The following is a 14,240-nucleotide window of genomic DNA, read 5'->3' as shown; positions in this document are numbered from 1 at the left end:
AAATATCGATAACGTTCCGTTTGATAAAGGCGAATCACGAAAAGTTCGCCATCGCAAAAGCCGTTTTCCCTGTATCCGGTCATACATTGACACACATCAGAAAACACCCCACCGACATTCCGGACAGCCTGCCTCCGTCCACGCCCTCCACGTCACAAAAAATCCGTGTATTGCCTTATCCTGAACACTTCCCGTTGCGAAAGAAAAACTTTCGAACTAACATGAAAACGTCATTTCCACCCTTTCCGGATTTATGTTGCGCCGATTTATCCTGCTTCTGGCCGTACTCTCCCTTTCAGCCGCCCACCTGACCAGTCACGCCGACGACAGCACACATGGCACCACAACGCCTGCCAGTGAAAACACCCCGTCCGTATTCGGCACCCTCATCGACGTCATCACATCCGGCAAGGCCGTCGATACCCGCGAGGATATCCTCAAATACGACAACAAACCCGATACCTCGCCCGGAAACCCGTTCGGCACCCTCATCGACGCCATCACATCAGGCAAAGCCGTCGATACCCGCGAAGACATCCTCAAATACGACGGACCGGAAAACCAGCCAGCACCCGAACCAGCCGCAACGGCCACACCTGCCACCGTGACACCTGCGGCACCTGCTACCGCAACGCCAACCGTACCCGCTGCCGCCGCACCATCCGCACCTGCTGCCGTCACACCATCCGCACCTGCCGCTCCGGCAAAAACCGGTGAAGAAGCGTCCGGCACACGCCCCGAACGGCAAACCGTGCAGGAAGAAGGCCGGGCCGTCGCAAACGACATGCCGGAAACGGAAGAAGCGCTGGCGGCACGCTGTGCCGGTATCGTCGCCATTTTCGAAGCCAATCCCGAAACGGCCAACCCCAATGAACAAACCGATCGCGGCATGCTTTACCGCAAGGGCATCTGTGTCGAACGCGATCCCGCCAAAGCCATCGCCCTGTTTTCGCAAGCCGCCGCAGCCGGTCATCCCGTCGCCGCATGGCAACTCGGCAGCATGACCGCCGCCGGTGAAGGCGTCGCCGCCGACGAACAAAAAGCCATGCAATGGTTCGGGCAAGCCGCCTCCGACGGCTACGCCCCCGCCATGACCGCCATCGGTATCCTGTATCTGCGAGGCAAAACCATTCCCGCCGATCCGGCGCAAGCCCGGCAATGGCTGGAAAAAGCCGCCGCGCAAAACGATGCCGCCGCATGGTTCGAACTCGGCATGATGGCGAAAAACGGCACGGGACTGCCTGCGCCGGACCATACCGCCGCATGGAAATGGTTTGAAAAAGCCGCGGCAGCCGGACACCCGCATGCCGCCTACCAGCTCGCCCTCTTGCAATTCGCGGGACATGGCGGCCCCGCCGACAAGGCGCGCGCCATCGCAAGCTTTGAAAAACTTGCCGCCAACAACTTCCATCCTGCGCAATACACCCTCGGATACCTCATGCTCAAGGGAGACGGCATGCCCGCCGACCCGGTGGCAGCCGCCGCATGGTTTGAAAAAGCCGCCTCCGGCGGGGATATCCGCTCGATGGCGTCGCTGGGCTACCTGCACCTGACGGGCATCGGCAAACCCAAAGACGACACCCGCGCCCTGTTCTGGTTCGAAAAAGCCGCCAGGGCAAACGACCCCTATGCGCAAGACCAGTACGCCCTCATGATCGCCAAGGGACGCGGCACATCACCCGACGCAGAAAAAGCCCGCCACTGGTTCCGGCAAGCCGCACAACAGGGCTACACCCCCGCGCAATACCATCTCGCACTTTCGCTGCTTGCCGGCAAACCGACCGCAGAACAGGCCGCCGAAGCCGCCGACTGGCTTAAGCAAAGCGCCGACAGCGGCTATACCGACGCCAGCTATTTTTATGGCAGCATCCTGTATGTCGGTGTCGGCGTCGAACAAAACGTCAGACAGGCCATCCGCTATTTCACCCGCGCCGCCAACGCCGGACACGCCGAATCCTGCTTTCTGCTCGGCACGATCTACGCCAACGGCAACGGCGTGGCACGCGACAACGACCGTGCACGCTTCTGGTTCGAAGCCGCCCGCACCGCAGGCCACCGCGAAGCCGGAAAAGCGCTGGCGAAACTGGACGAACTGACCGCCGCCCCCGCGAAACCCGCGACACCTGCCGCTCCTGCGCCAGCCACTGCGCCCGAATCGCCCGCAGTACCGGCGACACAGCCCGCGACACCGTCATGATGCCGGATACATCCTCGCATCCGGATACGCTACAATGCATGTTTTCCCGTTTACCCCGACAGACCGCACGATGGAACGCCAATACCTGAACCTGCTCAAAGAAATACTCGAAACCGGCATCGACAAGGGCGACCGCACCGGCACCGGCACCCGCGCCGTATTCGGCCGCATGATGCGCCACGACCTGAAAAACGGCCTGCCGCTGTTGACCACCAAGCGCCTGCACATCCGCTCCATCGTTTGCGAACTGCTCTGGTTCTTGCAGGGCGGCACGAACATCGGCTACCTGCATGACAACAAGGTCACGATCTGGGACGAATGGGCAACCGAAAACGGCGACCTCGGCCCGATCTACGGCGCACAATGGCGGGCATGGGAAGGTTCCGACGGCAAAATCTACGATCAGGTCTCCGCCGTCATCGACTCCATCCGCACCAACCCGGACAGCCGCCGCCACATCATCAGCGCATGGAACGTCGCGCTGTTGCCAAGCGAAAAAAAATCCCCGCAAGACAACGTCCGTGACGGCAAGATGGCGCTGGCACCCTGCCATGTCATGTACCAGTTCCAGGTCGCCGCCGGACGGCTTTCCTGCATGATGACCCAGCGCTCCGGCGACATCTTTCTGGGCATCCCCTACAACACCGCCTCGACCGCGTTCCTGACCCACATGATCGCCCAGCAATGCGACCTCGAACCCGGCGACATCATCCATGCCATCGGAGACTTGCACCTGTACAAAAACCACTTCGAACAGGCGAAACTCCAGCTCTCGCGCGAACCGCGGCCGCTGCCGCGCCTGACGCTCAGGCGCAAACCGTCCATCTTCGACTACACCTTCGAAGACTTCACCATCACCGGCTACGATCCGCACCCGGCCATCGCCGCCCCCATCGCCGTCTGAACCCCCTGCAGCGCCGCATCCCCGCCCGCGATGCCGTGCGACGCCCATGCCTCGCACCTGTGCATCCTGTCTGTCTTCCGGCATGTCCGCCCGTGCGAAAAAACAGGCAAGACACGCAGCAAAAGCCCCCGGACAATAGCCGAATCCGTTACACTTTCAGGAAAAATCCCTCAACCTCCACCCTGCAAGGAAACACCCATGGAAAACACCCGCCCGACTGACAAAAAAGTCTGGTTCATCACCGGTGCCTCACGCGGTTTCGGACTGGAACTGACCCGTCTGCTCCTCGAAAAAGGCTACCGTGTCGCCGCGACCACCCGCAAACTCGCCAACCTCGTCCTGGCGGCAGGCCGCGAAAGCGACCGGTTTTTGCCCCTTGAAACCGACATCGTCAACGAAGACTCCGTCCGTGACGCGCTGGCCAAAACCGTCGCCAAATTCGGCACGCTCGACGTCGTCGTCAACAACGCCGGATACGGCCAGTTCGGCTATGTGGAAGAAATCAGCGATGCGCTCGTCCGCAAGGAATTCGACGTCAACTTCTTCGGCACTTTGAACGTCATCCGCCATGCCCTGCCCTACATGCGCGCACAAGGCTCCGGCCACATCTTCAACCTCTCGTCTATGGCTGGCTTCACCGGCTTTCCGGGCAGCGGTATCTATTGCGCCTCCAAATTCGCCGTCTCCGGCCTGTCCGAATCCCTGCGCGACGAACTGGCCGACTTCGGCATCCGCGTCACCTGCGTCAAACCCGGCAACTTCCGCACCGACTTTCTGGCCGACTCCATGCGATTCGAGGATTCCGCCATCCCCGCCTACGCCGAAAAACGCGAAGCTTTCCACATGTTGCTGAAAAAAATGAACCACCAGCAGATCGGCGACCCGGTACGCGGCGCGGAAATCATCCTTTCCGTCTCCGAAATGGCCGCCCCGCCGCTGCACCTGTTTTTGGGCCCCGACGCCTACAAGGTCGCTTCCCGGCAAATCCGGAAAATACAGGCCGACATGGAAAGCATCGAACCCGTCGCCATCGACACCAACTATCCGGAATGAACCGGCCCGCGCGGCAGGCTCCACATGCGACTTCACGAACAAAGCCGAAAAGGCCTGCCCGCACACGCACAAGTTTGATAAAATAGCTTTTTTCCCCGTGCTGCCCGGTCATCCGTTGCGGCACCTTTTGTTTGTGTACGAGCCGCCACCATGCCAAAACAGCCACTGTCGTTCATCCTCTGCCTGCTTTTTTCGATCACCTTCATCGCCATCAGCCCCTTCCCGGCAGCCCATGCCGACGACCTCTCGCAAGGCATGCAACTGTACCAGGCCAAAAAATACCGCGAAGCCGTCCCCTATCTGGAAAAAGCCGCGAAAGAAGGTCATGAAGAAGCCCTGAAAGCCCTCGACGAAATCTATGCCGACGAAACACCGGCCGTCGACATGACCGACAAGGCCGACAAGACTGCCAAAGCCGGAGGCAAGACCGCAGCGAAAACCGCCGACGCCGCCAAACCGGCCGATGCAGCAACCGCCGGCGCCGAAAAAGTCCCGGCCCCCATGTACGAAAAAGCCACCGTCGCCGAAGACCCGAAAGAAGCCGCCGACCGTGCCTTCATGCGCAAGGTTCTCTTTCTCAGCACCGCCGTCATCATCGTCCTGATCTGGGTCATCCAGTACTTCCTGTTGCGCAAGCTCAGAAACCGCAACTTCCGCAAGGAAACCCCGGCCGACGCCGCCAAAACCGGCAAAACGGGCAAACCCGGCAAATAACCCCGTTTCCTGTGCCGCGCCCGCAAAGGCGCGGCACCTTCGCACCCCCCGTCACGGTTGCCCGCACAAAACCCGTATCCGACAGACGAACCGGATGCGCCGGCAAGCGCATGAACCGCCCGGTCCGCCCTGCCACGAGCACCATCCCCGCATACCGCCCAAAACGCCCTCGAACCTGTCGCCGCCCCGCATGCGTCGCCATCATGCCAGCGCGAAAAATCCCTCGAAACGCGACACCTTCCCCGCCATCCGGCCTGTTCCACACATAGGGAAACGGCAGCGGCCTTATCCCCGTTTTCTGTGGACAAGTCCGTGAACAGCGCGGTTTTTCCCTTGCCCGACAACAACTTGCCCCCATTGCCCATCCGGAAAGCAATTTCACCATTCCCGTTTATCCGGCACACCGCCATCCGGCCCCGTGCCATACCGCCACCGTTTCCGTTTTTCGCCGGCACAACACATCTTCCGTCATTTGCAGGCAAATCAGGACAAAACGCCTTCATCTCCATTTATCTGTCATCATCCACACCGATCCGGCGAATACATCCCGGACACCCCATCCTTTTCGAAAACAACACATACACAGGGAAACGGCACGATTTGTTGCTATCATAAAAACTGCCCGGAACACATCCGCAAACCCCGACATTCCGACATCATCGACATCATGAAAAAACTGCTCTTCATTCTTTTGTCGCTCCCGCTGACCACCGCGCTGGCATGGTGGGACGGCATCGAACCTTCCACCGGCACAAAAGTCGAAATCACCTCCAAGCGCAACAAAATCCGGAAAAACGGCATCATCGAAATATTCGACCACGGCAACAACGCCTACCATGAAGTCGAAATCTACCGGATCTCCAGCCAGGGCAAGGACGTGAAATTCGAAGTCTATGACATCGACACCGGCGAAGACCGCACATTCATCATGGAAAGCCTCAGCAAATAACCCCGCATGCATGCCGCCGGCATCGCATGAATGCATGCACGCCCCGCACCGCATGCGCTATCATGTCGGCCGTCGCCACACGCAAACGGCCGACATATGAGACGAACCCGGAACATCCTCATCTCCCTGTGCCTCTGGCTTGCCTGTGGCCTGCCACCGGTCGCACAGGCCAACCCGCAAGGAAACACCACCATGATCATCACCATCGGCACCACATCCTTTCCCGTCGAACTGTACGATACGCAAGCCGTGAAAAGCCTGCGCAGGCATCTGCCGCAAACCATCCGCATGCACAGCTGGGGAAACGAATACTACGGTGAACTTTCCGGACGGATCGACACGACAGGCGACGCCATGCGCGACGTGTTCGAAGTCGGCGAAGTCGCCCTCTGGCCCGCCGGCAACGCATTGTGCATCTTTTTCGGCCCGACCCCCGCCAGCATCGGCGACGAACCGAGAATGGCATCCGACGGCGTGCCGCTGGGCAAAATCACAGGCGACATCTCCGCCCTGAAAAAACTCAAGGGGTCCCTCGGACACGTCAGGATCGCCGAAGAAGTCCGGTAACACCGTCACAACGCGCCCGCGCGCACGGGAAACGCACAGGCGCGGTACAATAGCGCGATGAAAAGAAGCATCAAGATCCTGCTCGCCGCCGTGATCGTCTTTCTGGCCTATACCGCCTGCTCGATCGCCCTGTTTTCGACCGTCGACCAGAAAAAAAGCGCCGACGCCGCCATCATCCTCGGCGCTGCGGCATGGTACAAGCGCCCGTCCCCCGTCTTCGAGGAACGCATCCGCCACGGCATCTGGCTCTATGAAAACGGCTATGTCGGCAAACTGATCCTCACCGGCGGCAAATCGAAAAACGCACCGTTTTCGGAAGCCTACGTCGCACGGCGCTACGCCCTGCGTCACGCCATTCCTGAAAACGACATCCTCATCGAGGAATCCTCGCTGACCACGCGTGAAAACCTCATCAACGCGAAAGCCCTCATGGACGCCAACGGGCTGAAAACCGCCCTCATCGTCAGCGATCCCATCCACATGAAGCGCGCCATGCAAATCGCAGGCGACATCGGCATCACCGCCTGGTCGTCCCCCACCCCTTCGACACGTTACGAAAGCATGAGCGCCAAGCTCTCTTTCCTCATCCAGGAAACCTGGCACATGATCGGCTACTTCCTGTACCCGAAAGGATTGTCCGAAACGCCTCGTTCAGACAACACTTCCGCCATCACACCGCACCGGAATACGGCATTTTTCTCCATCTGCCGTTACAATAAACAGTGACGTCATTTTGTTTATCTGACCAGCCGGAGGCATTATGCAACGCACGTTAAACCGTCACGGGCTGTACGCCCTCATGATCGCCCTGTTCATCTCGCTGTGTGGTCTGGCGCACGCCGCAGACCCCCTGCCGAAATCGGGACCGCTGCTTCCGGAAAAAGCCAAGGCACTCATCGCCTCGCAGGGCAAAAAACTGGCCATCGTCGATGTGCGGACACAAAAAGAATACGACACGAACCACATCAAGGGCGCGAAACTCATTCCCGTCGAAGTCATCGAACAAAACCTCGACAAACTGCCTGAGGGCCCCGTCCTCATCGTCTGCCGTACCGGCCGGCGAGCCGGCATCGCCTACGACATCATCATGAAGGCACAGCCGCAACGCCAGAACCTGTGGTATCTGCAAGGCACACCGGTTTATCATCCGGACGGAACCTGGGAGTTCCTCTGACAAACCAGACCCGCCGCTTTCACGCTGCCTGCCGCAGTGGCGCAAAAGCGGCGAAAATCCGACAAATAACGCCAGCCTGATCCGATTACGTCTATGCCACATTCCGCCGCTTTCCCCACACCGGACGACATCTTCTCGCTGCTTGACGCCCTGCTCAAAACCAACCACGGCATCTGGCAATGGGAACCGCCAACCGGCGAATTTCATTTCAACGACACGTTCCTGACCATGCTGGGCTATCCCGCCGACGGCTACGCGCGAGACATCGCGACCTGGCACGCCCTGATCCATCCGGACGACCTGCAACCCGTCATCGCAAAACAGGATGCCCTTGCCGCCTCCCCCGCGGCCGGAGAACGCCAGATCATCCGGCTCCGGCTCAAAACCGCGACAGGAGACTATCTGCCCGTCCTGCTGTGCACCTTCGTCGTCAGCCGCGACGCCCTGGGAAAAGCCACCCGCATCACCGGCATGCATATCGACCGCAACACCGCCGACGCGCTCGTTCATGATTTCGCCATGCAACACGAACGCATGCGCCTCGCGCTTGAGGCCGCACGCGACGGCATCCTCGACTGGATACCGGCGACCGGAGAAGCCTACTTCAGCCCACGCTATCTCGCCATGTGCGGCTACATCCCCGCCGATTTCCCGCCGCATATCGACAGCTGGACAAAACGCATCCATCCCGACGACCTCGATATCGCCATCAACCGGCAGCGTGAACTCATCGAAAGTCCCGCGCACGGCGACATGTACGAATGCATCTACCGCTTCCGTACCGTCCACGGCGACTACAAATGGATGCTGGGACGCAGCAAGATCATCGCGCGCGACCGCAACGGCAAAGCCCTGCGCATCATCGGATTGCATACCGACATCACCGAACTGCGCAACCGTCAGGAATCCCTGACCCACCTCATCAACCACGACACCCTGACCGGACTGTACAGCCGCTTCTACTTCGACGACCAGCTCGCCCGCCTGCATGAAGAACACTATCCCTTAAGCATCATCTACGGCGACATGGACGGCCTCAAGCTCGTCAACGACCATCTCGGACACGCCACCGGCGACATCCTGCTGCAAACCGCCGCCACCCTCATCCGGCACGGCACCCGCGCCAACGATATCGTCGCCCGTACCGGCGGCGACGAATTCATCATCCTGCTGCTGCGCTGTCCCGAAGAAGCCGCCAGCAAGGTCCTGCAACGCATCCGGACCGTGATGAACATGCACAACAACGCGCCGGATACCATGCCGGTTTTCATCTCGTTCGGACTGGCCTGCGCACGGCAAAAAACCCCGATCAGCGCCCTGATCGCACAAGCCGACCGGCAAATGATCGAGGAAAAGGCGAAAAACCGCCCCTCGAACCTCGGCACCATCAAACACTGGATCGAATCGAAAACCGGTACGACCATCGACCTGTCCGACACCCGGCTAAGACTCCAGTAACCCCGGGAAAAGCCATTCCTGCCCCGTCATGCATGAACGGGCATTCCGTGCGCATCCCTTTCCCCTTGCGCGTCCGGAACCGCCGGTATATAACGGCAGGTGACCCTCACGACAACGCGCCGCCCATCCTGCACCGGCCGACGCATCCGATACCACCCGAAACGGATACCGCCATGTGGAAAACCTACGCCCTGCTCTCGGCGTTTTTCGCCGCCCTGACCGCCATCTTCGCCAAACTCGGCGTCAAGGACATCAACGCCGACCTCGCCACCGCCATCCGCACCCTCATCATCCTCTTTCTGACCTGGGGCATCGTACTGGCAGGCAACCATCTGGGAGAAATCCGCAGCATCGGCCGAAACACCTGGATATTCCTGCTGCTCTCCGGCGTCGCCACCGGCCTGTCCTGGCTGTTCTACTTCAAGGCGCTGCAAAACGGCAACGTCTCCTTCGTCGCCCCGATCGACAAACTGAGCGTCGTCATCACCATCATCCTCTCCTGCATCATCCTCAAGGAACCGCTCACCTGGCGCACCATCGCGGGCGGCCTCATGATCGCCGGCGGCAGCCTCGTTTTGCTGACGAAATGAAACCTCAGGAAGGCAGCAGCCGGACACACCGGAAAACGTTTTCAGGTTTACAATAACATTCTTTACCGACCACGAGAGAGCCATGTTCTTTTCTTCCGGAAAACCGGCCGCCCTGCTTGCCACCAGCCTGCTGGTGATATCGGCCATGGCTTCTCTTGCCGGCTGCCAGCGCGAACAGGCGACATCTCCCGACAAAACGGCCGCCGTCCGCCCCTCGGATCCGGCGACCGAACTCGCACGTGCCCACAACGGCGACGCGCGCGCCCAGTTCAACGTCGGATTGCTCTACCTCAAGGGCGAAGGCGTCCCGCAAGACTACAAGGAAGCCCGCTTCTGGATCGAAAAAGCCGCCCGGCGCGGACTGGCAGACGCACAAACCAGCCTCGGCGCACTCTACCGCGACGGACTCGGCACATCCGCCGACCTCACGCAAGCCATGCAATGGTTCGAAAAAGCCGCGCAACAGGGCAACGCCGATGCACAGATCAGCATGGCACGCCTGCTGCTCAACGAAAACCTCAGCCGCGAAAACATGGACAAGGCACGGCAATGGCTCGAAATGGCTTCCTCGCAAGGCACCGAAGAAGCCACCCGGCTTCTCTCCTGCTTTTCCGGCGACGGCCACCCCACCGATCTCGGCAATATCCGCACCTGGCTGGCGACCTGCCGCACCCCCGACCAGACACCGCCCGACACCCCGCCGACCGCCACACCGGCCAAAACACTCGACACCGCACCGGCAGGCAAACCCGCATCCCGCTGACCGGTCGCATCCGCTCCCGTCATCCACTTTCGTCCCATTTCCCGCACCGCCCCCGCCACGCCTGCTGGCAGGAATGACCGGCGCACTTTCCCGGTTGCACGGATTGACCCCATCCGCTGATCCCGCCTATGCTTTGCGGATACACACCGATGGCGGATCGCACCACACCAGACAAAGGAGGAGAAGAACATGAAACATTTCCTTCATTCCGGCAGTCGATGGATCCGGCTGGCAGGTCTGGCCCTGTTAACGCTCCCGATGCTTTCCCTGACCGCCGGAGACAGCACGGCCGCCGACGACACGCCCGCTGCCCTGTCGCCTCCGAAGGGCTTCATCATGGACATGACGCCGCTTCTTGACGAACGGACCGGCCGACTCCGGGCCATCGCCCCGGGATGTCGCGCCGTCACCGGCATCATCGAAAGTCAGCCCTTTGTCTGGAGCCGGGATTTCGGCATGGTTCGCATCCCGGTCCCAAGACCGGACTACGGCATGGGCGTCTTTCTGGGCGACGACGGCCGCACCATGACAGGCTTTCTCTCACGCGACGACCAAACCCATCCCGCCGGCTACAGTCAGACGTGGGCACAGGCCGGCTTTATCTGGCATTACAAGGGCAAAAAACATTTCATGTCCCGGCACGGGCTGATTGACGTGAACTGGCGCGGCCTGTCGGCCGACGGCCGCGTTGCCTTCGGCCAGGGAAAGGAACCCGTCCCCGGCGCACCCTTGCCTGACGCTCCCGGGGAAGAATGGGATCGGTTCATCGGAACACCGCAAGGCAAAAAGGCCATGGAAAGAGGCTATGTCTTCAACAGGCCGCTGTGGTTCATCCGGGAAGGAACACGCTACAGAGAACTTCCCCGATTCATGAACGAGCGAGAGCTTCCCCAGAGAATCATGAGCCGCGACGGGAAAAAAATCATACGCTTTCATGCGCGCAACAGTTCCGTTTTCAATCTCGAAACCGGCAAAAACCGACAGCTGACCTTCGGCGGCGCCGTCGCGGACGGCACTCCCGATGAAGAACGCACCATCCTCCGGGCGGGCGATCCGGACAGCCCCCTGTTCCGCTGGGGGAGAAGCAAGTATGCGATGGACAACCGCCTCTATACCGACGCGGAAATAGCCGCTTTGCAAAAGGAGAAGCGACTCTCCCCCGAAAGCCCGATGCTCCGTAACTGGCACGTCGATGAAATCAGCCACTGCGTGCCGAACTTCGACGCGCGCTATAACCTGTGTTATATCTGGCTGAAGCCATACCGGCCGGACATAAGCCGTGACAGGGCGCTGCCGAGTGGTCCCAGGTTGCTGGCCAGGCTGGACGACAAGGGCGGGGCCATCCCCATTGCCGACGATTCCGGCTATGCGGGACCGCTGCACCTGGGAGACATCAGCGACGACGGCAAGATCGTCCTTTACAATCAGGATCGCGAAATGTGCATCTGGAACGAGGACATCCCGACTCCCCGCCAGCATCGCAACGCGTGGAAACTCCGGGACTATCTGGCCTCGTTCGGGCTTGTTCTTCCTCCGGACCGGAGAATCCAGGACGCCATCATGAGCCCGGACGGACGCTGCTTTTTCGGCATGCTCTCTGCCTTAGAAGGCGAAAAGAGGTTCCCTTATCAGGAATTTCTCGCCTGCACGGGCGAGGACATCAAACCGCCGTACTGGTCCCTGAAGACAGACGTAAAAAACAAACGCCCGTAAGGCACGGCGGAAACGGAAAAAGCCCTGAAAAAAACATGCCTGCACCGCCCTTTGTCTATACTCCCTCCTGCCGCCAAGGGGTGGAACCGGCAGATACGCTATCCTGAGGGGATAGTGGCAATGGCCATGCCGGTTCGAGTCCCGTCCCCGGCCGAAACGGCAAGCCCGGCATCTCCCATCTGTGTCATCACGTATCCCGTTTGACCGGCACGTTTTCCCCGTCCACTTCCGCCCCCCTTTTCATCCACGCTTTCACCGCTTTCCGGCACATCGTCCTGTCCGAACCGCTTGACACGCCCCTGTTATTTGGCTAAATTGCCAAATAACGATACACCGACTGCATCCGTCCATGACCGAATACCGTCCCTACATCACCGAACAGGCCAAAATCTTCAAGGCACTGGGCCATCCCAGCCGCCTGACGATGGTGGACGCCCTGCGCGACGGAGAAAAATGCGTCTGCGAACTGCGCGAACTCGTCGGCGACGACATGTCAACCGTCTCCAAACACCTGTCCGTTCTCAAGTCGGCAGGTATCGTCACATCCGAAAAACGTGGCACCAACATCTACTACCGCCTTGCCATGACCTGTCTGGGCCAATTCCTGCAATGTACCGCCCAAACCATCCGGCAACGCGCAGCCGACAGACTGTACCAGCTCTCATGAAAAATTTTTACCCTTTATTTGGCTATTCAACCAAATAGAAAACAAAAGGAAACCCGATGACAGGACACACCCCCCAAGAAACATCCCACAGCAACACACTGCGCCATGCGGCAGCCGGGTTGCTCGCGGTCATATGCTGGCTGGCCGTCTATTCCTTTCTGGAAGCGGCCGCAAACCGGCTGACCTTCACGCTGGCCGGTTTCGACCCCGAATCCCCGTCAGGACAAGCCATCGCTTTCTTTCTCTACGACACCGCCAAAATCTTCATGCTGCTTGCCGCCATGGTCTATGCCGTCAGCTGGCTGCGCGCCGGGCTGGATGCCGGACGGATACGCCGCTGGCTGACCGGAAAACCGCGTATCGCCGGTTATGCGCTGGCAGCCCTGTTCGGCGCCATCACCCCGTTTTGTTCCTGCTCCAGCGTCCCGCTTTTCATCGGATTCGTCACGGGCGGCCTGCCCATCGGCCTGACCATGACCTTTCTGATCACCTCGCCGATCATCAACGAAATCGCCATCGTCATGCTTTGGGACATGATGGGCTGGCCATTCACCGCCCTATACATCCTGACCGGCCTTTTCGCCGGACTGGCAGGCGGGCTGCTCATGGACAAACTCTCGGCCGGACGCTGGCTGCAACCCTTCTTGCTGCAAGCCATCCAAAACCGCATTCTGCCATCCGACAACGACGCCCCGCAGGCACGCCTCACCCTCGCGATACGCCATGCATTCGCCATCCAGGAAACCAAAACCATTTTCCGACGAGTCTGGCTCTGGGTCATCATCGGCGTGGCCATCGGTGCCGTACTCCACGGTTACGTCCCGCAAGACTGGTTCACCGAACACCTCGGCACAGGCCAATGGTGGAGCGTGCCGGCAGCCGTCGCCGCCGGCATCCCGCTCTACGCCAACGTCACCGGCATCATCCCTGTACTGGGCAGCCTGCTTTCCAAAGGCATGCCGCCCGGCACCGCGCTGGCGCTGTGCATGAGCACCGTCGCCATCAGCCTGCCGGAAATCCTCATGCTGCGGCAAGCCATGCGCCTTCCCCTGCTCGCGTGGTTCATCGGATGGCTGCTCGCCTGTTTCACGCTGGCCGGCTGGCTGCTCAATTTTTTCTCACATCTTTTTTTCTGAACTTCAACAAAAGGAGACCATCATGCATATCCGCATCTACGGCCCGGGCTGCGCCCGCTGTCATGAAACCGAACGCGTAGTCGAAGACGTCGTGCGCGAAAGCCGAAGCGACGCCACCCTCGAAAAAATCTCCGGCCTGATGGAAATCGCCACCAGCGGCATCCTTTCCGTTCCTGCCGTGACCATCGACGGCAAAATCATGTGTCAGGGCAGAGTTCCATCCCGTGCCGAAGTCCTCGGCTGGCTGGAAACGAGGCGGCAAGACAAGTCCTGATACAAACCATTCCCAACGGGCGGCATGCCTGTCATAATGAAAGTTTCCCCGTTGGTACAACTGGACAACCCGAACGGACCC

The 14,240-nt window shown here is 60.0% G+C and carries 15 protein-coding genes; all 15 read left to right on the top strand.

Annotated elements, in window-relative coordinates:
- The first annotated feature begins 253 nt into the window (after positions 1-253).
- The 15 genes from NAI64_RS02090 to NAI64_RS02020 all read left to right on the top strand — a co-directional run bounded on the left by NAI64_RS02090 (position 254) and on the right by NAI64_RS02020 (position 14,159).
- Positions 254-2,197, top strand: coding sequence for a tetratricopeptide repeat protein (locus NAI64_RS02090; protein WP_269297295.1), 1,944 nt, complete (start codon positions 254-256; stop codon positions 2,195-2,197).
- A 70-nt stretch (positions 2,198-2,267) separates the two neighbouring features.
- The gene (locus NAI64_RS02085; RefSeq protein WP_269297293.1) at positions 2,268-3,101 is read left to right on the top strand and encodes a thymidylate synthase; all 834 of its coding nucleotides are present in this window, start codon (positions 2,268-2,270) and stop codon (positions 3,099-3,101) included.
- A 198-nt stretch (positions 3,102-3,299) separates the two neighbouring features.
- Positions 3,300-4,154, top strand: coding sequence for an SDR family NAD(P)-dependent oxidoreductase (locus tag NAI64_RS02080; protein ID WP_269297291.1), 855 nt, complete (start codon positions 3,300-3,302; stop codon positions 4,152-4,154).
- A gap of 150 nt (positions 4,155-4,304) precedes the next feature.
- Complete coding sequence (locus tag NAI64_RS02075; protein WP_269297289.1) at positions 4,305-4,868, top strand: hypothetical protein; 564 nt, start codon at positions 4,305-4,307, stop codon at positions 4,866-4,868.
- 667 nt (positions 4,869-5,535) lie between these two features.
- Entirely contained in the window at positions 5,536-5,817 is a 282-nt protein-coding gene (locus NAI64_RS02070) for a DUF5334 family protein (RefSeq protein WP_269297287.1), read from the top strand.
- A gap of 96 nt (positions 5,818-5,913) precedes the next feature.
- Positions 5,914-6,384 (top strand): cyclophilin-like fold protein, encoded by a 471-nt coding sequence (locus NAI64_RS02065; RefSeq protein WP_269297286.1) that lies wholly within the window; start codon positions 5,914-5,916, stop codon positions 6,382-6,384.
- A 57-nt stretch (positions 6,385-6,441) separates the two neighbouring features.
- Complete coding sequence (locus NAI64_RS02060) at positions 6,442-7,110, top strand: YdcF family protein (RefSeq protein WP_269297284.1); 669 nt, start codon at positions 6,442-6,444, stop codon at positions 7,108-7,110.
- Positions 7,111-7,144: 34 nt separating this feature from the next.
- Positions 7,145-7,558, top strand: a complete 414-nt coding sequence (locus NAI64_RS02055; protein ID WP_269297282.1) for a rhodanese-like domain-containing protein — start codon at positions 7,145-7,147, stop codon at positions 7,556-7,558.
- 93 nt (positions 7,559-7,651) lie between these two features.
- Positions 7,652-9,016, top strand: a complete 1,365-nt coding sequence (locus NAI64_RS02050; RefSeq protein ID WP_269297280.1) for a sensor domain-containing diguanylate cyclase — start codon at positions 7,652-7,654, stop codon at positions 9,014-9,016.
- A 173-nt stretch (positions 9,017-9,189) separates the two neighbouring features.
- Positions 9,190-9,606, top strand: a complete 417-nt coding sequence (locus NAI64_RS02045) for an EamA family transporter (RefSeq protein ID WP_269297278.1) — start codon at positions 9,190-9,192, stop codon at positions 9,604-9,606.
- A gap of 82 nt (positions 9,607-9,688) precedes the next feature.
- Positions 9,689-10,369 (top strand): tetratricopeptide repeat protein, encoded by a 681-nt coding sequence (locus NAI64_RS02040; protein ID WP_269297277.1) that lies wholly within the window; start codon positions 9,689-9,691, stop codon positions 10,367-10,369.
- A gap of 189 nt (positions 10,370-10,558) precedes the next feature.
- Complete coding sequence (locus NAI64_RS02035) at positions 10,559-12,082, top strand: hypothetical protein (protein ID WP_269297275.1); 1,524 nt, start codon at positions 10,559-10,561, stop codon at positions 12,080-12,082.
- Between the two features lie 349 nt (positions 12,083-12,431).
- On the top strand, positions 12,432-12,749 hold the full coding sequence (locus NAI64_RS02030; RefSeq protein ID WP_269297273.1) for an ArsR/SmtB family transcription factor: 318 nt from the start codon (positions 12,432-12,434) through the stop codon (positions 12,747-12,749).
- A gap of 56 nt (positions 12,750-12,805) precedes the next feature.
- Complete coding sequence (locus NAI64_RS02025; RefSeq protein WP_269297270.1) at positions 12,806-13,885, top strand: permease; 1,080 nt, start codon at positions 12,806-12,808, stop codon at positions 13,883-13,885.
- A 22-nt stretch (positions 13,886-13,907) separates the two neighbouring features.
- A complete protein-coding gene (locus NAI64_RS02020; protein WP_269297268.1) occupies positions 13,908-14,159 on the top strand; it encodes a thioredoxin family protein in 252 nt (83 codons plus the stop codon).
- Positions 14,160-14,240: the final 81 nt, after the last annotated feature.

The organism is Oxalobacter paeniformigenes, from assembly GCF_027158465.1.
GTDB lineage: Bacteria > Pseudomonadota > Gammaproteobacteria > Burkholderiales > Burkholderiaceae_D > Oxalobacter > Oxalobacter paeniformigenes.
The sequence above is the reverse complement of the archived record's forward strand: the minus strand, read 5'-3'. Positions and strand labels throughout refer to the sequence as shown.